Raw genomic sequence first — 20,828 nt, forward strand, 5'->3', positions numbered from 1 at the left:
CGGTCAGGCTGCAAGTCATTGTTTCGGTTGCTGCGGTACTTCTAATAAACGGGAAATAAATAGGATCATGAAATAGGTATTACTAATATTAAGATTGATGATTTCGGGTAACATCATGAAAAGTTGTAGCTTTTTCAGAGTTTACTCACAGTAATGTGAGTGATTTTGTTGACAAACTGTTTCCATCGCGTTGACGGTTGCGCTATACAACCTCAGCGCATCAGGGCATGCATTCACTTGTAAGGCTGCGGCCTTTCTTGCTGAGTGCAGGCTGAAGGACAGAAGAGATCATTCTTTGATTTGTTCCGTCATTCACGGTTCTGATATGCGGGTCGCTCCGGTTTTTGGGCCGGGAAGATCCGTTTTAAATAAAGAAACCTTATTGGCAGGTTCGCATGAATGCGACTTGCGGCGAATGCAGTTTTTTCAATGAATTATTATACTTATAAAGAGCGGCGGCTTTTCGTTTTGGAAAGCCGCCGTTGTTTTATCAAGGATATTGGGCACCGGTGACGGTGAGATAGACCGCATAAAGCGACTTCGTTGCTGTGATGAACAGCCGATTGCGGCGTGGACCGCCGAAAGTCACATTGGCGACCGTTTGCGGCGTCCTGATCTTGCCGAGAAGCGCCCCTTCCGGCGAAAAGCAGTGCACACCATCACCAGCACTGGTCCACAAGTTCCCGTCCGTATCGAAACGAAAGCCATCCGGCAGGCCCATGTCGATGGTGCAGAAAACCGTGCCGCCCGTCAGGCGCTTACCGCCATCCACAACGTCGAAGACGCGGATGTGACGGGGCGCATCCTCATTGTGGCTATAGGCGCTGTCGGCGACGTAGAGTTTTGTTTCGTCCGGTGAAAAGGCGAGACCATTCGGCTGGTGGAAGTCAGTTATGACCGCATCGATGTTGCCGGTCTTCGGGTCGAGGCGATAGACATTGCGCGACGGCTGTTCCGGCTCAGCCTTGTAGCCTTCGTAATCGGCCATGATGCCGTAGGTGGGATCGGTGAACCAGATTGTTCCATCCGAGCGCACGATGACGTCGTTAGGCGCATTGAGCTTCTTGCCCTGATAGCTGTCCGCCAGCACAGTGATGCTGCCATCTGGTTCCGTGCGGGTGACGCGGCGACCGCCATGCTCGCAGGTGACGAGGCGTCCTTCACGATCACGGGTGTTGCCGTTGGAGAAATTGGAGGGCTGGCGGAACACTGAAACGCCGCCATCTGGGACCCAGCGCAGGATGCGCTGGTTCGGAATGTCACTCCACAAAAGGCAGTTCTGGTCACCGAACCACACCGGGCCTTCCGCCCAGCGGCAGCCGCTATAAAGTTCGTCCAGATCGGCGCTCGGCACGATCATCTGCTTGAAGCGTTCGTCGTGGATTTCGTAAATCGAAACAGTCTGAGACAAGGGAGATACTCCGAAGATAATTAGCGCTCGGCGCGTCGACCACTGGCGAGGACGATCACCGCAATGATGGTGAGGCCAGTCAGGACAAGACGGACACCGGCGCCGAAGCCGTAGGTGTTGAGCATCGAAACTATGAGGAACATGAAGAGGGCGGCACCCCAAATACCAGGGATGTTGGAATCACCACCTGCAACCGCCGTGCCGCCGATGATGACGACGGCAATCGACATCAAAAGATATTCCGCGCCCATGTTCAGCGCTGCGCCTCCCGAGAAGCAGGCAAGCAGGAAGCCGCATAGCGAAGCGAGCACTGCACAGAGCAGATAGGTGATGAAGCGGGTGCCATCGACCGGAACGCCCGCCATGCGCGCAGCGAAAGGATTCTGGCCAATTGCCGAAATCCAGCGTCCATAGATGCTCTTCTTCAACAGTACCCAGCCAATGACTGACAGGATCAGCGCCACGAGGGCGACATTGGGAACGCCAAGCGTGGAGGATGTCGTGAACTGCGCTAGGCTTTCCGGCGGTTTCACGCGCAGGCCGCGATTGCTCCAGATGGCGGTGGACTGGATCAGGAAGCTCATCGACAAGGTGGCGATGATGGGCGGAATGCGCAGAAGCTTGATCAGTGTATAATTGCAGATGCCAATGGCAACACCAACCAGAATGGCAACACCAAGCCCCGCAAGCACCATGCCGTCCTGCGTATCCATGAGCTTGAGCGCCAGTGTTGCGGCGAGCGTCATATTGGCCGGGACCGACAGATCGATATTGCCGGGTCCGAGCGTGATGACGAACATCTGGCCGAGGCCGACAATCACCGAAAAGGACGCGAAAGTGAAAGCTGCGTGGGAGAGCCCGTGCGCGCCAGCGCCGCCGGTAAAGAGGATGGTGATGATCCAGACGACGGCAGTGGCGATGAACGACCATATCCACGGACGGTTGGTCAGGATGGTGAGACCGCTCATTGCTTTTTCTCCCTCTTTTCGAGGCGATTGAGGAAGAGGCGCAATGCCAGCACCACGATGAGAATGCCGCCTTGTGCACCGATCTGCCAGTCCGGCGAAATGCGCATGAAGGAGAGGAACGATCCGGCAAGCGTCAGCGTCAGTGCGCCGATGACGGCTCCGATAGGCGATACGCGTCCGCCGACGAATTCACCACCGCCGAGAATAACGCCTGCGATAGACAGAAGCGTATAACGTAACGCGATATTGGCATCGGCCGATGTGGTGAGACCGACGAGTGCAATCCCGGCCAGCACTGCGAAGAAGGCCGCCAGTGCATAGGTTCCGGCGCGGATCATGGTCACAGACCAGCCCGCACGTTCTATGGAACGGCTGTTACCGCCCGCGCCACGCATCAGCACGCCGAAGGTCGAACGCATGACGATGAAATGCGTGACGACCGCGATCAGGATGCTGGCGACAATGGCCATCGGCATGAAAGGCGGCTTGGCGGTCATGATCCAGCGCGCCCAGTCCGGCGCCTGTCCGCCGGGCGAGGGCAGCAGCAGAACGGCAAACCCGCCCCAGACGAAGCTCATGCCAAGCGTGACGACGATGGAAGGCAGATTGCGCAGGTGGATCAGCGCGCCAAGCGCCGCATAAGCTGCAATGGCTGCGGCAAGGATCAGCATTCCGATGATGGGCGCAGTGTTGAGATAGGTTGCGGCAACACAGACCACGAAACTCACGAAGGTGCCCATCGAGAGGTCGAGGTCGTTGACCGCCATGATGAGCATCTGGGCGATGGTCGCTAGCGCAATGGGGACGGCCAGATTGAACAGCAGATTCAGCCCGGTATAGCTCATGGCGCGTGGTTGCATGTAGAAGACGGCGGCAAGCAGCAGAACCAGCGAGAAAACCGGCGTCAGCAGGCGGATGGAGGAAGAGGAAAGGCGCATTATTCGTGACCTCCCTCAAATGATGCTGCAAGCACGTTCTTTTCCGTAATGTCTTCGCCGGTCAGTTCCGCAACGATAGCGCCGTCGCGGAAAACATAGACACGGTCGCAAAGTTCGATTTCGTCCATTTCGGTGGAGTACCAGACGAAGGTGCGTCCGTTGTCAGCCTCATGGCGCAGGATTTCATAGACTTCCTGCTTGGTGCCGACATCGACGCCACGCATTGGATCGTCCATCAAAATAGTGTTGGCGCTGGTTGCCAGTGCGCGGGCGAAAAGCACTTTCTGCTGGTTGCCACCCGACAGTGACAGGATGCGGTTACCCATATCCGGCGTGCGTATCTGGATACGGTCTTTCCAGTCGCTGCCGAGGACATCTTCCCGCTTCTGGTCCACGAGTTTCAGCGACGACAGCCGGTCCAGCGAGCCGATGGTGAGATTGTGCAGGATGCTCCACAGCGGGAAGGTGCCGTTGAGGCTGCGGTCGCCAGCAACGAAGGCGATTTCGCAATTGCGTGCCGGAACCCAGTTCGGTCGCCGCGCATAGTAGAGATCGAGCAGCATCCTGGTCTGTCCGTGTCCGGCCAGCCCGGCGAGGCCGATGACTTCGCCCCTGAATGCCTCAAACGGCTTGATGTCGCTGGCGCGCTTGGCAAAGGACAGAACGGGCGTGCCGCTCGTGTCGGTCTTTGCAACGCGGCGCGCAGCCTTTTCGCGCTCGACGCTGCCCATGGCTTCGACGAGGCTGCGATTGGTGAAATCGCCCGCAGCGCGGTTGGCGACCACCTTTCCGTCCTTCATCACCACGATGCGGTCGGAGGTTGAGAGGATTTCACCCAACATATGCGAAATCAGGATAACGGCGCCGCCGGTGCTGACAAAACGGCGCACATAGGCCATGAGCTGCGCGGCAATGCCTGCATCAAGCGAAGAGGTCGGCTCATCGAGAATAACCAGTTTTGGCGCAGTGCCGGGCGCGGTAAAGTTGATGGCGATTTCGACCATCTGCCGCTCGGCGATGGAAAGCTCGTCGATGGTGGCGCCGCTGTCGATCTTGTGACCGGGGAAAATCTCGTCGAGCTTTTTGGAAATCAGTTCGACGGCCTTGCCGCGCCAGCCAGCGCCGGTCAGATCGCGCTGCATGATGCGGACATTTTCGGCAATGGTCAGGTTCGGAAACAGCGACAATTCCTGAAAGACGCAGCGCACGCCGTGCTTGCGCGCCATCGCTACGCCGTGTCCTGCTTCCTCATGATAGGAAACGCTGCCTTCATGTGGCGACAACCCGCCATTGATGACATTGACGATGGTGGATTTGCCCGCGCCATTGTGGCCGACCAGCCCGACGCATTCACCTTCGCGGATCACGAGCTCAGCGCCATCCAGTGCTTTCACCGCACCGAACTGCACGCGAATATTGCGCGCGGCGACGACCTCCCGTTTCTCTGCTGTTTCTGTCATACGCTCAACTGATTGCTGGAAATGCTGAAGAATAGACGATGGAAAAGGGCGGGAACGAAACCCGCCCCAATCGCTCGATTATGTGAGGCCCGGCTTACTTGGCCGCGTCGATGACCTTCTGCGCGTCTTCCAGCGAATATTCGACATTGGCGACGCCACCCTTCTGGGTGTTGGCCAGATCCTTGTCGAGCGATTCCTGGCTGACGCTGAGGAACGGAACCACGAGGTCCTTCTTCACGTCCTTGCCGTCGAGAATCTGCTGGGCAACCCAGAAAGCAAGCGTTGAAACGCCGGGTGCAATCGAAACCGACATGGTTTCGTAGCCATTGGCGTCCTTCTGTTGCTTCCACCACTGCAGTTCGTCTTCACGGTTGCCCATGATGATGATCGGCGTTTCGCGCTTGGCGGCGGCGAAGGCCTGCGCAGCACCATAACCGTCGCCGCCCTGCGTCACGACTGCGTCGATTTTCGGCAGGCTTGGGAGGATGCCAGCGACGGCACGCTGTGCCACGTCCGCCGCCCAGTCGCCATTGACGGAGCCGACGATCTTGAATTTCGGATGCTTCTTCACGCCTTCTTCGATGCCAGCATGGATATTGTCATCGACCGAAACACCGGCAAGACCGCGAATTTCAAGCAGGTTGCCGCCATCGGGGAAGCGCTTTGCGAGATAATCGATCTGGCCTTCGCCCATTGCCTTGAAATCGACCGCGATGCGCCATGCGCAAGGCTCCGTGACGGTGCCGTCAAAGGAAACGACCGTGATGCCCGCATCGCAGGCTTCCTTGATTGCACCGTTCAAAGCGGTTGGCGAAGCGGCATTGATGACGATGGCATCATAGCCTTGCAGGATCATGTTCTGGATCTGTGCGGCCTGCTCTGTGGCCTGATTTTCAGCCGTCGTGAACGGGTCAGCCGCAGCGACCACACCGGCCTTCACGGCTTCCTTGGTGATCTTGTCCCAGCTTTGCAGCATGGCCTGGCGCCATGAGTTGCCAGCATAATTGTTGGAGAATGCAATCTTCTTCGACGATGTGTCAGCCATCGCGCTGCCAGCGGCGAGAACGCCTGCCAGTGCTGCGGATGCGAAAAGGATTCTTGCGAGTTTCATTCTTTCCTCCCGGTTGCCAGTGTACGACCCGCAGCGCCCCGGCACTTCGGATCGTCTGAATTGATTATGATGCGAGCCTCCCGCACCGCCGCTCCTCAACGGCACCAGTCTGCACCTGACGCGATTTTACGCTCTTGTCTTGCGGGCAATTTTCTGGTGAAGCGAGGATGAAAGAAGACAAGCCTTCTGTGAAGGCCGAATGAAGCAACTGTCTTGCGGGTTCCCGCAGCAAAATTGCGGGAACCCGCAAGACGCGCCGAGGATGTGACGGCGTATTATAGTGCTTCAGGAGCAATTTGCGTTTGGAGGAGAAACGCTTGGCCGAACTCGTGCCCCAGAGGTTGCTCGACCACTATCTGAATATTTCCAGATTGCTGGCGGGACAGCTCGACTTCGATTCCATTATTCAGGCGGTGGCGGCGGAAATCACGCATATCGTGCCCTATGATCATCTGGACGTTTGCATCAAGATGGTCGATGGCAAGTTCCACATCGCCTATGAGAGCGGCATATCGACGGCCTGGAGTCGTAATCCTCCCGCCCTGTTGTCGGGCAGTCCCATTCGAACGGTGCTCTCCGGCGAAGTCGATCATCTACTGACCGACGATGCGCGCACCGATCAGCGTTTTCACTTTGATGGTTCCTTTTCCAGTCCGATCATCGAGCATGATCTGAAAGGCCGCCTGCATGTGCCCTTGAAGGCGCAGGGCGATATTATCGGTGCGCTCAGCTGCTCCAGTCTCGCGCCCGCCTGCTACACCATGCGGGACGTGGAAAACGCCCAGTCGATTGCCGATCTGCTTGCACCATATTTTTTTGCGATCCGCGCGGCGGAACAGGCCAAGCGTTCCGCTATCGTGGAAACGGAAGCGCGCGCTCGCGAGGAAGGCTTGCGTTTCGGCGCGTTGAAGCTGACCGAAGCGCTGGAGACAGAGCGCCATCGCATCGGTATGGATTTGCATGATCAGACGCTGGCCGACCTGACACGCCTTGCGCGTCACGTGGAGCGGCTTACCCATGCACCGGACCTCTCGGGCGAGCAGCTTGAACCGCTGTTTCGCGGGCTGCAGCATTGCATGCACGATCTCAGGCAAATCATTGAAGAAGCTAAGCCTTCAATTCTTCAGCTGTTCGGTTTTGTGCAAGCGACGGAAAACCATCTTGACCGTTCGGTGCGCGACAGTGGATCGTCCATCGAGTGGACGCTGGACGACCGCAGCGACGGCATGGCCGATCGGCTGGAGGAAACAGTTGCGACTTCGCTGTTCCGCATCGTGCAGGAAGCGATCAACAATACGATCCGCCATGCTCATGCCAGCCGGTTGCGGGTTACGTTTCGCGACAAGGGCGGTCGCCTGCACGTCGAAGTCGCTGACAATGGTATCGGCATGGATCGCCAGGTGCAACGTTCTAGTGACGGGCATGGCGTCGGACATGGGATCGACAATATGCGCACGCGCGCGCGGTTGATTTCTGCAAGTTTTGCTATCAGGAAAAATGGGGAAGGCGGTGGCACCAGCGTGACGATCCATCTGCCTGTGGAAATGTGCCGGGAGACGGGAGGGTAAAATGCATGTTCTGATCGTGGAAGATGATCCATTGCATCGCGCCTATCTTGGCGAGGCTGTGCTTGCGGCATTGCCTGAATGTAGCGATGTGCTGGAAGCCGACAACGGCTCGGCAGGTGAGAAGCTGGCCCGTCAGCACCGCGCAGCCCATATTGTCATGGACCTGCAGATGAGCGGGCGCAATGGTATTGAGGCCGCCCGCACCATCTGGAAGGAGAATCCTGAAACGCGCATCCTGTTCTGGTCGAACTATGCCGACGAAGCCTATGTGCGCGGTGTGTCGCGCATCGTGCCGGAAGGGGCGGCTTATGGCTATGTGCTGAAATCGGCGTCCGACGATAAGCTGCGGCTGGCATTGCGCAGTATCTTTGTCGAAGCACAATGCGTCATCGACCGCGAGGTGCGCGGCCTGCAGCAAAAGAGCCTCGGTCATGCCAGCGGTTTCAGCGAAAGTGAGTATGAAATTCTGGTCGATATCGCGCTGGGGCTTACGGATCGCGTTATTGCGCGCCGCCGCAATCTGTCGCTGAGAAGCGTTCAGAACAGATTGCAGCAACTCTATGAAAAACTTGGCGTTTATCAGGAAAAAGGTGAGCCGGAGGAAGGGCGTTTCAACCTCCGGGCTCGTGCCGTGACGGTAGCGCTTTTGCGCAAACTACTGAATTACAGTGCGCTGGAACGCGCAGAAATCGAACTGAACGAATGGCTTAGCCGACAGCTGCCTTCAAACGGCTCTGTGCGAGATTGAGGCCGAGTTCCGACGCAAGGGCGATGACCGGAGCGAAGCGACGCCGCTTTTTTTCGTCATGGTTGGAAGCAATGTCTGCGATGCGATGCTTGAGGAAAGGGTTGAGAAACCGCTCCCGCACCGAAGCCACGTAAGCTTCGGCCTGTTCGCCAAGGCCGTCCGCAGCAAATACCGGCAGGACTTCCTCGCGCCATACCGCTTCCAGTTCATTCCGGATCGTTTCGTCCTGCATGGCTTCCAGTACGATCTCGTCTTTCGGACGGCTGCCCTTGAGCCATTGTTCCGCGATGAATGTGTGGCCAAGGTTGAGCAAGTAGAGTTTCAAATGCTCATAGCGCGCAAGATCGTCGGTGACGACGATATCTTCGTGTTCGCAAGGAAGCGTCAGGCCATCGGCCTTCTCGATTGCCCAGAGCGCATAGGGCTCGGCGATGGCGCCGATTGGCTCGATGGGTTCGGAAACGATGCGGTCGACAAGGCTGTTGGCAAAAATGCATCGGGTTTCGAGCCATTGCACGAAACCGTCCGGCAGTTTCCAGTCATGGGCAAGATCGATGAGGATCGAGCGCAACCTGTCGCCATTGCGCGAGATCAGCTCGCAGGGAAACAGCGACAATGGCGCATCGGGATTGTGCTGCCAGCGGTGATGTAGGAGCACCAGAAGTTTGGCTGGAAAACTCTTCGGCAAGGCATCCGGGTTCGCAAGAAGCGAGCTGTCATCGCTTCTGTCGAGTTCGTAGCCCTTGTCGCCGGTGTTGGAGAGGATCACATCGACGCTGGCACCGAGGTCGAGAATCGCCGCCCAGTCGTGATGTGCGGAATAGGCAGCGGTAACGCCCTTCGCCTGATGTTCCGTTTCGGATGGCTTGCCGTCGACAAGCCCACGGATCATCACAGGATAGCCGTTGCTTTCGTTCAAAGCCGCGATGCGCTGGCTGCTCTGCGGGTTTGAAGTCGTCTGCACGACGGCAATTGTCCCGATGGCTTTGCCCTTGGAAAGCGCCTCTGAAACAAAGAAATCGACATGAGCCAACAGAAAACGGCTGGTGCCGAACTGCAGGATCGCTGGCTTCTCGTGCATGACCTTCTCCCATAAATCAGTGGTTTTAACTAAGCGATGCAGGGTAAATTGGTCAAGCCAGTAGGATTCTTTATCGAACGATTGGTTCGGTTCCACATGATGAAATGCGCGATTTGCCGCAATTAACCGGGTTTTTAAGCATATTGCGCTTCTGTTCGGTTGGAAATATGGTAAGGCCAATTCGAGGAGAGGCGGATTTGGGAGCGCTATGAGCGATTTTACGGCAACTGCGGAACCGCGCAGGCTTTATCAGCAGATCGCAGATCGGGTGAGAAGCCTTATCCAGGACGGCCAGTTTCCTGCTGGCAGCAGGCTACCGGCTGAACGCGAGCTGGCGCAGCAACTTGGCGTGTCGCGGCCTTCGCTGCGCGAGGCGCTTATTGCACTCGAAATCGCCGGTAATGTCGAAATCCGCATGGGGTCCGGCATCTATGTCACGGCAGAGTCGGAAAAGCGTTCGCTTTTACATGGCGCTTCCATCGGCGAGAGTCCGCTTGAAATCATGCAGGCGCGCGAAATGGTCGAAGGCAGCGTGGTCGTCACGGCTTGTGCGCGCATGACGCCTGAAAGGCTTGCCGAGTTGCGCGCAACGATTGACGCAATGAAGGTGAATGTCGATGCCGGGCGCAAGGCGATTGAGCTCGACAGGCAGTTTCATCTGCTCATTGCCGAGCAATCGGGCAATTCCGTGCTGGTGCGCATCGTGCGCGACCTTTTTGACGAGCGGCATAGTCCGCTGACGTCGCATATCAGGACGCGCTTCGAGGATAACGATACATGGGCTCTGGCTTTGGCCGAGCACGAAGCCATCTATGCGGCGCTGGAAGCGAGGGATCCGCTTCAGGCGCAGGCAGCCATGCGAACGCATCTGGACCGGTCCAAGCAGCGTTGGATGGATAATGAACCCAGCGAGTAATTAGCCGGGACGATTTGGGAGTGAGGTCAGACAAATGAATGAATCCGTTGATACAGCGGTTGCGCCGGTTATTCTGCTGCATCCGTCGGATGATGTTGCCGTTGCGCGCATTTCGGTTCGCGCCGGTGATCCGATTGGCCTTGACGGGATCAGGGCCAGCGAACTGATCGGTCGCGGGCATAAGGTTGCCATTCGTGATATTCCGGAAGGCAAGGAAGTCCTGAAATATGGTCAGGTGATCGGCGTTGCGACGAAGGATATCGCTCAGGGCGAGCATGTGCATTTGCAGAACCTCGCCATGCTGCCCTCTGAACACGAGCATCAGTTCTCCATCGATATTGAAGAACGCGGCATGCTGCCGGACGCAGAACGCCGCCATTTCATGGGCTATGACCGGGGCGCGGGCGGTGTCGGCACGCGCAATTTCATCGGCGTGATTTCGTCGGTCAATTGCTCGGCCACGGTGTCGCGTTACATCGCCGATTATTTCAACCGCATGGACGGTCTCGATGGTTTCGACAATGTCGATGGCGTCGTGGCGCTGACACATGGCAGCGGCTGTGCGCTCAACACCAAGTCGGAAGGCTATCGCCTGTTGACGCGCACTATTCAGGGTTATGCCAAGCACCCGAATTTCGGCGGCATCCTGCTGATCGGCCTTGGCTGCGAAACCAACCAGATCGCGCCGATCCTCGAACATTACCGCATGGAAGAAGGCTCGCGCCTGCGCACCATGACGATCCAGCAGCATGGCGGCACGCGCAAGACCATCGATCATGCGATTGCCGAGATCAAGGAAATGCTGCCGCTGGTCAATTCGGCGGTGCGCACCAAACAGCCTCTGTCGAAGTTGAAAGTAGCGCTGGAATGCGGCGGCTCGGATGGCTATTCCGGCATTTCGGCCAATCCGGCATTGGGCTATGCCTCGGACCTTATTGTGCGCAATGGCGGCACGACCGTTCTTTCGGAAACGCCGGAAATCTATGGTGCCGAACATCTTTTGACCCGTCGCGCAGTAACGCCTGCGGTGGCGGAGAAGCTGTTGCAGCGCATCGACTGGTGGCGTGATTACACGGCGCGCAATGGCGACGAGCTCAACAACAACCCATCGCATGGCAACAAGCTCGGCGGGCTGACCACCATTCTGGAAAAGTCGCTCGGTGCAGTTGCCAAGGGTGGTTCCATGCCGCTCAAGGCCGTCTATGAGTTTGCCGAAACCGTCACGGAACAGGGTTTCACTTTCATGGATACGCCGGGTTACGATCCCGTCGCGGTGACTGGACAGGTGGCCGGTGGCTGCAACGTGATCTGCTTCACCACTGGCCGTGGTTCGGTTTCCGGCTTCAAACCTTCGCCTTGCATCAAGATCGCCACGAATTCCGAAATGTACGAGCACATGAAGGAAGACATGGACATCAATTGCGGCGGTATCGTCACCGGCGACGAGACCATCGAACAGTCCGGCATCCGCATCTTCGAACATATCATCGCGGTCGCATCCGGCGAGAAGACGTTGAGCGAAGTCTACGACTATGGCGACAACGAATTCGTGCCTTGGCAGGTCGGCGCCGTAACCTGATCCCTTTCTTTAATGACGACTGACAGGAATAATTCGATGGTCAAAGCTCTGCGTATCGAGAGCGAAAACGTCACACGTTTTGCAGAAATCGACGAAGCGCCGTTGCTGGCCGGTCAGGTCCGTGTGCGGGTTCGGCACGTGGGTCTCTGCGGCAGTGATCTGAACACCTTCAAGGGGCTTAATCCGCTGGTGCAGCTGCCGCGCATTCCTGGGCATGAAATCGGCGGCGAGATCATGGAAACCGGAGAGGGTGTCAGCGCTGCCTATGTCAAAGGCAAGCGGGTTATCGTGCTGCCTTATACGAATTGCGGTGAATGTTCGTCCTGCCGTAAAGGTCGGCTCAATGCGTGCCGTTATAACAAGACGCTCGGCGTGCAGCAAAATGGCGGCCTGGCCGACCAGATCGTGCTGCCTGCCGAAAAATTGATCCTCAATGAGACGCTGTCGCCCCGTCATCTGGCGCTGGTCGAGCCGCTTTCGGTTGGCTTCCATGCCGTCGAGCGCGGACGTGTTCAGGCAGGTGATACGGTTGCTGTTCTCGGTTGCGGCATGATCGGTATGGGTGTTCTCATCGGCGCGCTGGCGCGCGGTGCCAAGGTCATCGCCATCGATCCAAGCGCTGAAAAGCGCGAACTGGCACTGCAATTCGGCGCAACACACGCATTGCCGGGCGGTGAGGATGTCGTCGCCAAGGTTCAGGAACTGACCAACGACGACGGCGTGGACGTTGCTTTCGAAGCGGTCGGTCTGCCGATCACCTTCACGCAGGCTGTCGACCTGGCGGGCTTTGCGGGCCGGGTGGTTTATGTCGGCTATTCCAAGGCGCCGGTCACCTATCAGACGCAGTTCTTCAACCTGAAGGAACTCGACATCATGGGATCACGCAATGCCACGCTCACCGATTTCGAGGCCGTCATTGCGCATCTGGAAAAGCTTGGGACGGATGCCGACAAGCTGATCTCGAAGGTATTTCCGTTTGATGAAGCTGAAGCGGCACTCCCTTACTGGGACGGCGACCGTAACGTTTTGAAGATCATCATCGAACGCGACTGAAATCGAAGCAAATGCGCCACGTCGGGAAGGAAGACGTGGGCTGCCACGCATCGATGGAAAATCGATGCGTAAACTGAAGAAATTAGAGCGTCCTTTAAGCGTCCAAATTGGACGCATGGCGCTCTAGTGGAGGAAACCGGCCCTAAGGCCAATTGTTTAATGACCCCATATGGGAGGACAAAGATGAAGAAACTCGTTACCGGCATGATCGCCGCCAGCATGCTGCTGGCAGGAAGCATGGCTGCCTATGCTGCCAATGTTTCGATCAAGGTTGCCTATGAAAACAACCCCGGCGAGCCTTTCGATGAGGTAATGCATTACTGGAAAGATGATCTTGCCAAGCGCAGCAATGGCGAAATCACGCTCGAACTCTATCCAAGCTCGCAGCTTGGCTCCAAGAAGGACGTGACCGAGCAGGCCATGATGGGGCTCAATGTCGTGACCATTTCCGACGTTGGCTTTCTGGCCGAATATGACCCGGACCTCGGCGTACTCTACGGTCCGTTCCTGACCGATGATCCGGCACAGCTTTTCAAAGTTTATGATGGTCCCTGGTTCAAGGAAAAGAGTGAAGAGCTGAAGAAGAAGGGCATTCACATCGTAATGCCGAACTATCTCTACGGCATTCGTCAGATCATTTCCAAGAAGCCGATCCGTACGCCTGAAGACCTGAAGGGTATGAAGATTCGCGTGCCGAACAACGTCATGCAGATCAAGACTTTCGAAGCCATGGGCGCAACGCCAACCCCGATGCCGCTGGGCGAAACCTTCCCGGCGCTGGCGCAGGGCGTGATTGATGGCGTTGAGAACCCGATCTCGGTTCTTTACGGCCAGAAGTTCCAGGAAGAAGCCAAATATCTGAGCAAGGTCGGCTATCTGACCAACGTTGCTCTGATTGTCGGCGGCGAAGCCTTCTTCTCCACGCTGCCGGAAGATCAGCTCAAGATGATCCATGAGTCCGCCTACGATGCGGGTCTCTACAGCCAGAAGCTGACGATCGAAAAAGACAATGAAATGATCGAGAAGATGAAGGAAGCCGGTGTCGAGATTATCGATGTCGACCGCGCTCCTTTCAAGGCACTTGCTGAAAAGGTCTACACCCAGTTCCCGGAATGGTCGCCCGGCCTTTATGACAAGATCAAAGCCGAACTGAACTGATCCATCCTTACTCGGATAATGCCGTGTCGCGGTTTGCCGCGGCATGGCTCGATCGTGGAACTCAATCCGATGAAATACTTTGAAAAACTGATCGAATGGCTGGCTGCCGTGCCGCTGTTCATCCTGCTTGCGATGTTCAACATCGCCGTCGTCATGCGCTATTGGATGCATCAGCCATTGCAATGGACCGAGGAAATGGCCGGTCTGTTGATGATCTGGATCGTGATGCTTGGCAGTGTCGCCGCAGAACGCAGCAACCAGCATCTTGCCATTCCGATGCTCGTGGATCTGCTGTCGGAGAAGGTGCGCGATGTCGTCAACGCCATCGTCTCCATCCTGTCGGGACTGTTCCTGCTTTACGTGTCCTATGCCGGTTACAAGCTTTCGGTTGCGGCTCAGTTCAAAGTGACTGACGTGCTGCGGGTCTCTTATTACTGGATAGATATCGCTGTGCCGGTCGGCTTCGTCATTATCGCTCTTTATATGTTTGCAGGCGCATTCAAATCCTTGCGCGCCGCTTTTGCGGGAGGCGAGGCATGAACCTGACAACCATCGTTCTCATCATGCTGGCGCTGATCGCGCTCAATATGCGCCTCTATGTGGCCATTTTGATTGCGGTCTTCACCTATTTCACCTTTTTCAACCAGATGCCGATAGCGATTGCCGTGCAGCGCTTCATCAGCCCGGCACAGAACACGTCGCTGCTTGCCATTCCGTTCTTCATCATGCTTGGTACGGTGATGTCGCATACCGGCATTGCAGAACGTCTGATCAAGGTCGCGGAAATTCTGGTCGGTCGTATGCGCGGCGGCATGGCACTCACCAACATCATGGTTTCCACCCTGATGGGTGGCGTCAGCGCTTCCAATCTGGCTGACAGCGCCATGCTCACCCGCATGATGGTGCCGGAAATGGTCAAGCGTGGCTATGACAAAGCGTTCTCCTGCGCGGTGACGGCTGCTGGCTCGCTGATTACGCCGATCATTCCTCCCGGCATTGCGCTCATCATCTATGGTCTGATTGCGGATGTTTCCATTGGCAAGATGTTCATGGCAGGTGTGCTGCCGGGCATTCTGGGCGCCGTTATCCTGATGATCGCGGCCTATGCGACATCGGTAAAGCGCGGCTACAAGCCAAGCCGTGAAAAGCGGATGAGCGGCGCCGAAGTTGCCTCGACGCTTGCTTCGGCATGGCCTGCGGTGCTGCTGCTGTTCGCGATCATTGGCGGCATCCGCTTGAACATCTTCACCCCGACAGAAGCCGGTGCAGTTGCCGTTACGCTGGTTCTGATTATCGGCTTCGTGATCTATCGCGAAATGCGCATCTCGCATGTGGTGGATTCGCTGATCGAAACAGCGAAATCGACCGCGTCCGTCATGCTGGTCATCATGGCATCATCGGCGCTCGCATGGGTGTTTTCGCTTGAACAGGCCGGCCAGTCGCTGATGCAGCTGATCTCGTCCTTCACCAGCAATCCTTATGCGTTCCTGCTGGCAGTCAACGTGATCTTGCTGATCCTCGGCGCGCTGATCGAGGGCACAGCTCTGATGATCGTTCTGGTGCCGCTTCTGATGCCGACGGTAAAGGCTCTGGGCATTGATCCTGTGCATTTCGGTATCATCGTGATTATCAACCTGTCGATTGGCACGCTGACACCGCCTGTTGGAACGGTCATGCTGATGGTCTGCAATATTGCGAAGGTGAGGGTGGGAGATTTCACTCGCCAGGCATTCAGCATGTATATGGCGCTGTTCATCCTGCTGGCGCTGGTCACTTACGTGCCGATTATCTCAACCTATCTGGCTCATTAGAGCATTTCCAGCAAAAGTGCGAAGCGGTTTTGCGTAGGATAATGCGTAAAAACAAAGAGATAGAGCATTTCCACTGTTTCAATTTAAGCGGGGAATGCTCAAAAAAGCGCGGGAAATTCCCGCGCTTTTTTCGTTAGTTCACCACGGGTTTTCGACACGCGGCCAGATGGCACGGCTGAGCTTGCGGTAATTGGTCGTGCGAGGATTGCTCGGATAAGAGCTGGGCGCCGCGACATAGATGATCTCGGCAGCAATCGGCACGAAGCCCGCATGAAAATGATTGGTCGATTTCACCACCAGCATATCCTTCTTCATCGGATCGATGCCGATATTCGAGAAGATATCCGGCTCGAATGTCTGCGTCCGGTTGGTGTTGAGAATGATATCGATCTCGGTGCCTTCAAGTCGCACGACTGCCGAGGCCCCCAGCGTCACGCGGCTTGGGCCAAAACTCTGCCAGCCTTCGGCAAGGGTTTTCATGACCGTCACGCGGGCATCGATGGGTTCGCCACCAAGCGGACCGGACTTGCCGCCGAAACGCAGGTCGATCACTGCGCCTTCGCCTGCCGCATGACAGAAGGTCACTGCAATGGGGTCCCAGATCGTAGCAATGCCTATATTGTCGATGCCGCGTTCGATCAGGCGGCGAAGGACATAGGTTCCGTCGCCTGCAACCCCGCCGCCGGGATTGTCCCATACATCGGCGATCACCGCAGGTTTGGCGGGATTGGCTGCATGGGCAGCCAGCGCCCGGTCGATGCCCTGATCGGTGTCGAACATGGTCATCAATGTCTGCTCGCGCATCGCAATCAATTCACGCCCGAGTTTTTCGGCAAGTGCTGCCCCCTTGGCCGGATTGTTGTCTGTGACGACGAGAATACGGGTCCCCATTTCCGGCACATCGGCAGCCATGAAGCCATGAATGACGGAGATCGACAGAATCCCGTCCTTGCCGTGCATCGCCTTGATGCGGTCGACGAAGGAGCGCATCGGCTCCTTGCTTGTGGGAAACACACTGATCATATGGCAGTCGAAAGTGGATATGACCGGCTTGATGTGACCCTTCAGGGCGTCCAGCGCGAGATCGACCACATGCTCGCCGCGCTCATAAAAATCCGTGTGAGGAAATTCGAGGAACGACGCGAAAATATTGAGGTTTTCGACACGCTTCGGCGTCAGATGGCTATGCGGATCGAATTCGCTGGCAACCAGAATATCCGGCCCGACAATGGCGCGCACGCGTTCCAGAAGATCACCCTCGCAATCGTCGTAACCTTGAGCGACCATGGCGCCATGCAGGCCGAGCACGACTGCATCAACGGGCATTGCGGCTTTCAGTTGGTCAAGGATTTCATCGCGCAATTCCTCGAACGCCTGCCGCTGCAACAATCCGCCCGGTTCCGCCCAGGTGGCAGTGCCTTCGATGACGGTCAGCCCTTCCGCTGCCGCACGCTTGCGCAATGCGACAATGGGCGAAGAGCAAAGCGTCGGCGTTTCCGGATGCATGCCCGGCGCGGCATAAAAAGCCATCTCGAACGAGGCCCTGTCGGTTGGAACCGGCGAGAACGTGTTGGTTTCTGTCGCAAGCGATGCGGTGAAAATGCGCATGGAAATACTCTGTGCGGGGAGGTGACGTGCTTATTTTTGTGGTGCGTAGGCGATGGCTTCGACTTCGATCTTGATGTCGATCATCAGGCGGGATTCAACCGTGGTGCGCGCGGGAGGCTCTTTTGGAAAATAGGTGCCGTAAACGGCATTCATCCGCCCGAAATCCCGAGCATCTTCCAGCCATATGGTGGTTTTGACCACGTCTTCCATTGTGGCGCCTGCAAGCGCAAGTGCGGCCTTGACGTTTTCGAGGACCTGTTTTGTCTGGGCTTCGATGCCGCCTTCAACAATTTGGCCGTTTGGTCCGACCGGTACCTGACCCGAAATATAGACTGTGTCACCTGCGCGAACGGCGGGGGAAAGTGGCACATGTGATGCGCCGAAGACCTGTTTTCTGGACATGATTTTCTCCGGTTATTTGACTGCTCCAAGGGCCAGTCCCTTGATGAGATAGCGCTGGAGCCAGATGAAAAGGATGGCGACCGGCAGTGTTGCAAGAAAGGTGGCTGCCATGACGTAGTGCCATTCGACCGTGTAGCGCCCCGCGACGAGCGAGAAGACCTGAATGGGCAGGGTGTAGCTTTCCTGTCTGCGCAGCATGGTCAATGCGACGACGAATTCGTTCCATGCATTGATGAAGGTGAAGATTGCCGTGACGGCAATGGCGGGCAGGCAGAGCGGCAGAAACACTTTTATCAGTGTCTTGCCGCGCCCGGCGCCTTCCATCCACGAAGCTTCTTCCAGATCGCGCGGTATGGTGTCGAAATAGCTTTGCAGCATCCACACGGTGAAGGCGATGTTGAAGGCCATATAGACCGCGCCGACCGCGGAGACACTTTCAATCAATCCATAGGCGGCGAGCAGCCGGAAAAGGCCCAGCACCAGAACGATGGGCGAGATCATCTGCGAAATCAGCAGGAATTGCCGGAATGCACCGTGGCCTGCAAAGCGGAAGCGCGACATGGCATAGGCGGCAGGAATGGAAACAATGATGGCGCCGACGGAAGCAATGACCGAAACGTAAAGCGAGTTCAGAAGCGCTTGCCCGAATTTGGTCTGAACCCACATTTCCGAAAAATTCTGCCAGCGGAAGCTGCTTGGCCACCATGTTGGAGACAGGACCTCCTGTGGAGGCTTGACGGCGGTGAAAAACATCACTGCAAAGGGAAACAGTGTCAGCACGATAAGCGGCGACAGAACGGCCCAGGCAATGATTGTGCGTTTCAGCTTCGAGCCCGTCATGCGCGTTCTCCCCGCATTGCGAGGCGGATATAGATCGCCGTGAAGACGAGGAGTATTGCCAGCATGATAAGCGATACGGCGGAGGCTTCTCCCAGCTTTCCGAGGCGGAAAGCGAGCTTGTAGAGATGCGTTACCAGAATATCGGTGGAGTTTGCCGGTCCACCCTGCGTCATGACCCAGATGATCGGGAATGAATTGAAGACATAGATCGTATTGAGCACGATGGCGATGTTGACGAAGGGCTTGAGCAGCGGAAACGTGATTTCGCGAAACTGCTGCCACAGGCTGGCGCCTTCGAGAGACGACGCTTCATAAAGATCCTCCGGAATGGATGACAGTCCGCCGAGGAAGATCGTGGTCGTGAACGGCACGGTGACCAGAATGCCGACCAGTATCTGCATGGGAAAGGCGGTGGCCGCGCTCGCTAGCCATTGAATATTGCTGTCGATGATACCGAGATTGCGCAGTGCGGAATTGAGCATTCCGCTTTCGCCATTGAGCGCCCAGCGCCAGACAATGGCTGTCATGGTGAGCGAAACTGCCCACGGCAGCATGACGATGACCCGCGCTACCGAACGGCCATAGAAATCCATGTTGAGGATGATGGCGACCGGAATGGAGACGATAAGTGCCCCGCCAACCACGGCGACGGTCCAGAGTGCGGTGCGCCAGAGTGCATTCAGAAAATCGGGCGTTGCGAATAGCGCAGTGAAATTTGCGCCGTCGTTGAAATCGCGTAGCTGCCCGAAGCGGTTTACGTCATGACTGGCAATTTCAACGAGATGCACCACGGGCCAGAAGATCACCACCGCAGCCAGAAGCAGGCTCGGCAGAATCAGGAGATAGGGCAGGGTGCGGCTTTGCATTGGCAATCAAAATCCCTGAAAAGAAAAAAGCCCGGCAGAGCGAGGGCACTGCCGGGCAGGCGGGGAGTGTTACTTCTTCAGGATTGCGTCCGCCTTGGCGGCGGCGTCCTTCAGCACGACATCAGGTTCGCCCTTGCCGAGATAGATGCTCTGCATGGCGTTGGACGTGATGTCGGCAATTTCTTCCCAGCCCGGAATGATCGGCGCAAAGCGGGCATCCGGCAGAAGCGCGGTGAAGGCGGCAAGATCGGCATTATTGACGTAATAATCCATCTTCGCTTCTTCCTTGTTGACCGGAAGGAAACCTTCACCCTGCGTGAACTTGGCGCGCCATTCAGTCTGGAACAGGAAGTCGAGCACCTTCCAGGCTTCCTCCTTGTTCTTGGAGTTCTGGAACATGATGACGGAATCGGTCACGCCATAGGTGCCACGCGCGCCTGTCGGTCCGGCAGGAATGGCTGCAACGCCATATTTGAGGTTCGGGGCTTCTTCCTTGATCTGGTTGGAAAGGAAAGGCGCGGTAATCATCATGCCGACCTTGCCCTGCTTGAAGAGGTTCTGAACGTCTTCACGGGCATAGGAAGTGACGCCGGGCTGGGTCAGGCCATCGTCGATCAGCGACTTGTAAAGCTTCGCGGCTTCAAGTGCGCCCGGTGTGCTGAGGCCCGACGTGCCGTCCTTGTTGAGAATTTCTGTCCCATAGGACCACATGCCGTAATAGTAATAAACGTCGGTCTCGATTTCCTTGCCCTGTAGGCCGAAACCGTAATTCTCTCCGCCGAGCGCTTTGATTTTCGTGGCGGCGGCTCTCAGCTCGTCCCAGGTTGCGGGCGGGTTTTCGACGCCTGCCTTGGCCAGCAGATCCTTGTTGTAATACATGGCGCGGGCAGAGGCTGCGATCGGCAGACCGTAGGTCTTGCCCTCAAGGATGGATGGAGACAGGAAAGTCTCGATGAACCGGCCCTTGAACTCGTCGTTCATGTAACCGTCGAGCGGTTCGGCGATGCCCTGTTGCACGAAATCGATCAACCAGCGTGTGCCGATGATCGAAAGGTCCGCATTGGTGCCTGCTGAAATATCGGTAGTCAGTTTCTGCAGAAGTACATCCCATGGAACCACTTCAAAGTTGAGCGTGATGCCGGGATTGGCAGCTTCAAATGCCTTCTTGACCTCTTCGAAGTAGGGGCCGGTCTTGGAGCTGTACTCCGCGACGGTCATGCGCACTTCGCCTGCATTCGCAACCGATGACAGCGCCAGAACGCTCAATCCGGCCAGCAGGCCGGCCTTCCATTTATTGATAGACATCTTCC

19 protein-coding genes are annotated in these 20,828 nt (G+C 56.8%); 8 read left to right on the forward strand and 11 right to left on the reverse strand.

Going from position 1 to position 20,828, the window contains the following annotated elements:
* Positions 1-490 precede the first annotated feature (490 nt).
* The 5 genes from KWJ32_RS01590 to KWJ32_RS01610 all read right to left on the reverse strand — a co-directional run bounded on the left by KWJ32_RS01590 (position 491) and on the right by KWJ32_RS01610 (position 5,888).
* Complete coding sequence (locus KWJ32_RS01590; RefSeq protein ID WP_049768458.1) at positions 491-1,360, reverse strand: SMP-30/gluconolactonase/LRE family protein; 870 nt, start codon at positions 1,358-1,360, stop codon at positions 491-493.
* 71 nt (positions 1,361-1,431) lie between these two features.
* Positions 1,432-2,379, reverse strand: a complete 948-nt coding sequence (locus tag KWJ32_RS01595; protein ID WP_012093265.1) for an ABC transporter permease — start codon at positions 2,377-2,379, stop codon at positions 1,432-1,434.
* A complete protein-coding gene (locus KWJ32_RS01600; RefSeq protein WP_012093264.1) occupies positions 2,376-3,317 on the reverse strand; it encodes an ABC transporter permease in 942 nt (313 codons plus the stop codon). Before KWJ32_RS01600 ends, KWJ32_RS01595 begins: the two co-directional genes overlap by 4 nt.
* Positions 3,317-4,777 carry a sugar ABC transporter ATP-binding protein gene (locus KWJ32_RS01605; RefSeq protein ID WP_012093263.1) on the reverse strand — a complete coding sequence of 487 codons (1,461 nt, stop codon included), beginning with the start codon at positions 4,775-4,777 and terminating at the stop codon, positions 3,317-3,319. Before KWJ32_RS01605 ends, KWJ32_RS01600 begins: the two co-directional genes overlap by 1 nt.
* Positions 4,778-4,871: 94 nt before the next feature.
* Positions 4,872-5,888, reverse strand: a complete 1,017-nt coding sequence (locus KWJ32_RS01610) for an ABC transporter substrate-binding protein (RefSeq protein WP_012093262.1) — start codon at positions 5,886-5,888, stop codon at positions 4,872-4,874.
* Positions 5,889-6,205: 317 nt separating this feature from the next.
* On the opposite strand from KWJ32_RS01610, the gene KWJ32_RS01615 reads away from it, so the two are divergent.
* Both KWJ32_RS01615 and KWJ32_RS01620 read left to right on the forward strand, forming a co-directional pair.
* Positions 6,206-7,456 (forward strand): GAF domain-containing sensor histidine kinase, encoded by a 1,251-nt coding sequence (locus tag KWJ32_RS01615; protein WP_040128645.1) that lies wholly within the window; start codon positions 6,206-6,208, stop codon positions 7,454-7,456.
* A 1-nt stretch (position 7,457) separates the two neighbouring features.
* On the forward strand, positions 7,458-8,204 hold the full coding sequence (locus KWJ32_RS01620) for a response regulator transcription factor (protein ID WP_012093260.1): 747 nt from the start codon (positions 7,458-7,460) through the stop codon (positions 8,202-8,204).
* Here KWJ32_RS01620 and KWJ32_RS01625 read toward each other — a convergent pair.
* The gene (locus KWJ32_RS01625; RefSeq protein ID WP_012093259.1) at positions 8,164-9,285 is read right to left on the reverse strand and encodes a D-mannonate oxidoreductase; all 1,122 of its coding nucleotides are present in this window, start codon (positions 9,283-9,285) and stop codon (positions 8,164-8,166) included. The genes KWJ32_RS01620 and KWJ32_RS01625 overlap by 41 nt on opposite strands.
* 208 nt (positions 9,286-9,493) lie before the next feature.
* Here KWJ32_RS01625 and KWJ32_RS01630 point away from each other — a divergent pair, with 208 nt between their 5' ends.
* The 6 genes from KWJ32_RS01630 to KWJ32_RS01655 all read left to right on the forward strand — a co-directional run bounded on the left by KWJ32_RS01630 (position 9,494) and on the right by KWJ32_RS01655 (position 15,802).
* Positions 9,494-10,201 carry a FadR/GntR family transcriptional regulator gene (locus KWJ32_RS01630; protein ID WP_010659090.1) on the forward strand — a complete coding sequence of 236 codons (708 nt, stop codon included), beginning with the start codon at positions 9,494-9,496 and terminating at the stop codon, positions 10,199-10,201.
* Positions 10,202-10,235: 34 nt separating this feature from the next.
* Complete coding sequence (locus tag KWJ32_RS01635; protein ID WP_012093257.1) at positions 10,236-11,780, forward strand: altronate dehydratase family protein; 1,545 nt, start codon at positions 10,236-10,238, stop codon at positions 11,778-11,780.
* A 36-nt stretch (positions 11,781-11,816) separates the two neighbouring features.
* Complete coding sequence (locus KWJ32_RS01640) at positions 11,817-12,833, forward strand: zinc-binding alcohol dehydrogenase family protein (protein WP_012093256.1); 1,017 nt, start codon at positions 11,817-11,819, stop codon at positions 12,831-12,833.
* Positions 12,834-13,016: 183 nt separating this feature from the next.
* Positions 13,017-13,991 (forward strand): C4-dicarboxylate TRAP transporter substrate-binding protein, encoded by a 975-nt coding sequence (locus KWJ32_RS01645; RefSeq protein WP_012093254.1) that lies wholly within the window; start codon positions 13,017-13,019, stop codon positions 13,989-13,991.
* Between the two features lie 69 nt (positions 13,992-14,060).
* On the forward strand, positions 14,061-14,531 hold the full coding sequence (locus KWJ32_RS01650; protein ID WP_172488809.1) for a TRAP transporter small permease: 471 nt from the start codon (positions 14,061-14,063) through the stop codon (positions 14,529-14,531).
* Positions 14,528-15,802 carry a TRAP transporter large permease gene (locus tag KWJ32_RS01655; protein ID WP_012093251.1) on the forward strand — a complete coding sequence of 425 codons (1,275 nt, stop codon included), beginning with the start codon at positions 14,528-14,530 and terminating at the stop codon, positions 15,800-15,802. Before KWJ32_RS01650 ends, KWJ32_RS01655 begins: the two co-directional genes overlap by 4 nt.
* A 138-nt stretch (positions 15,803-15,940) precedes the next feature.
* Here the strand turns inward: KWJ32_RS01655 and KWJ32_RS01660 are convergent, their stop codons facing one another.
* From KWJ32_RS01660 to KWJ32_RS01680, 5 genes are all read right to left on the reverse strand, one after another.
* A complete protein-coding gene (locus KWJ32_RS01660) occupies positions 15,941-17,410 on the reverse strand; it encodes a M81 family metallopeptidase (RefSeq protein ID WP_012093250.1) in 1,470 nt (489 codons plus the stop codon).
* 30 nt (positions 17,411-17,440) lie between these two features.
* Complete coding sequence (locus KWJ32_RS01665; protein ID WP_012093249.1) at positions 17,441-17,812, reverse strand: RidA family protein; 372 nt, start codon at positions 17,810-17,812, stop codon at positions 17,441-17,443.
* Between the two features lie 12 nt (positions 17,813-17,824).
* The gene (locus KWJ32_RS01670) at positions 17,825-18,652 is read right to left on the reverse strand and encodes a carbohydrate ABC transporter permease (protein WP_010659082.1); all 828 of its coding nucleotides are present in this window, start codon (positions 18,650-18,652) and stop codon (positions 17,825-17,827) included.
* Positions 18,649-19,518 carry a sugar ABC transporter permease gene (locus tag KWJ32_RS01675; RefSeq protein WP_012093248.1) on the reverse strand — a complete coding sequence of 290 codons (870 nt, stop codon included), beginning with the start codon at positions 19,516-19,518 and terminating at the stop codon, positions 18,649-18,651. Before KWJ32_RS01675 ends, KWJ32_RS01670 begins: the two co-directional genes overlap by 4 nt.
* Before the next feature lie 69 nt (positions 19,519-19,587).
* Entirely contained in the window at positions 19,588-20,823 is a 1,236-nt protein-coding gene (locus KWJ32_RS01680; protein WP_012093247.1) for a sugar ABC transporter substrate-binding protein, read from the reverse strand.
* Positions 20,824-20,828 lie beyond the last annotated feature (5 nt).

Source organism: Ochrobactrum sp. BTU2 (assembly GCF_024539785.1).
Taxonomy (GTDB): Bacteria; Pseudomonadota; Alphaproteobacteria; order Rhizobiales; family Rhizobiaceae; genus Brucella; species Brucella anthropi.

Bases quoted from the DNA above. Each gene is read 5' to 3' on its own strand.
- KWJ32_RS01590 (WP_049768458.1), bottom strand. From the start codon at position 1,360: ATGATCGTGCCGAGCGCCGATCTGGACGAACTTTATAGCGGCTGCCGC.
- KWJ32_RS01640 (WP_012093256.1), top strand. From the start codon at position 11,817: ATGGTCAAAGCTCTGCGTATCGAGAGCGAAAACGTCACACGTTTTGCA.
- KWJ32_RS01670 (WP_010659082.1), bottom strand. From the start codon at position 18,652: ATGACGGGCTCGAAGCTGAAACGCACAATCATTGCCTGGGCCGTTCTG.
- KWJ32_RS01625 (WP_012093259.1), bottom strand. From the start codon at position 9,285: ATGCACGAGAAGCCAGCGATCCTGCAGTTCGGCACCAGCCGTTTTCTG.
- KWJ32_RS01600 (WP_012093264.1), bottom strand. From the start codon at position 3,317: ATGCGCCTTTCCTCTTCCTCCATCCGCCTGCTGACGCCGGTTTTCTCG.
- KWJ32_RS01665 (WP_012093249.1), bottom strand. From the start codon at position 17,812: ATGTCCAGAAAACAGGTCTTCGGCGCATCACATGTGCCACTTTCCCCC.
- KWJ32_RS01610 (WP_012093262.1), bottom strand. From the start codon at position 5,888: ATGAAACTCGCAAGAATCCTTTTCGCATCCGCAGCACTGGCAGGCGTT.
- KWJ32_RS01675 (WP_012093248.1), bottom strand. From the start codon at position 19,518: ATGCAAAGCCGCACCCTGCCCTATCTCCTGATTCTGCCGAGCCTGCTT.
- KWJ32_RS01630 (WP_010659090.1), top strand. From the start codon at position 9,494: ATGAGCGATTTTACGGCAACTGCGGAACCGCGCAGGCTTTATCAGCAG.
- KWJ32_RS01620 (WP_012093260.1), top strand. From the start codon at position 7,458: ATGCATGTTCTGATCGTGGAAGATGATCCATTGCATCGCGCCTATCTT.
- KWJ32_RS01655 (WP_012093251.1), top strand. From the start codon at position 14,528: ATGAACCTGACAACCATCGTTCTCATCATGCTGGCGCTGATCGCGCTC.
- KWJ32_RS01660 (WP_012093250.1), bottom strand. From the start codon at position 17,410: ATGCGCATTTTCACCGCATCGCTTGCGACAGAAACCAACACGTTCTCG.
- KWJ32_RS01595 (WP_012093265.1), bottom strand. From the start codon at position 2,379: ATGAGCGGTCTCACCATCCTGACCAACCGTCCGTGGATATGGTCGTTC.
- KWJ32_RS01645 (WP_012093254.1), top strand. From the start codon at position 13,017: ATGAAGAAACTCGTTACCGGCATGATCGCCGCCAGCATGCTGCTGGCA.
- KWJ32_RS01680 (WP_012093247.1), bottom strand. From the start codon at position 20,823: ATGTCTATCAATAAATGGAAGGCCGGCCTGCTGGCCGGATTGAGCGTT.
- KWJ32_RS01605 (WP_012093263.1), bottom strand. From the start codon at position 4,777: ATGACAGAAACAGCAGAGAAACGGGAGGTCGTCGCCGCGCGCAATATT.
- KWJ32_RS01650 (WP_172488809.1), top strand. From the start codon at position 14,061: ATGAAATACTTTGAAAAACTGATCGAATGGCTGGCTGCCGTGCCGCTG.
- KWJ32_RS01635 (WP_012093257.1), top strand. From the start codon at position 10,236: ATGAATGAATCCGTTGATACAGCGGTTGCGCCGGTTATTCTGCTGCAT.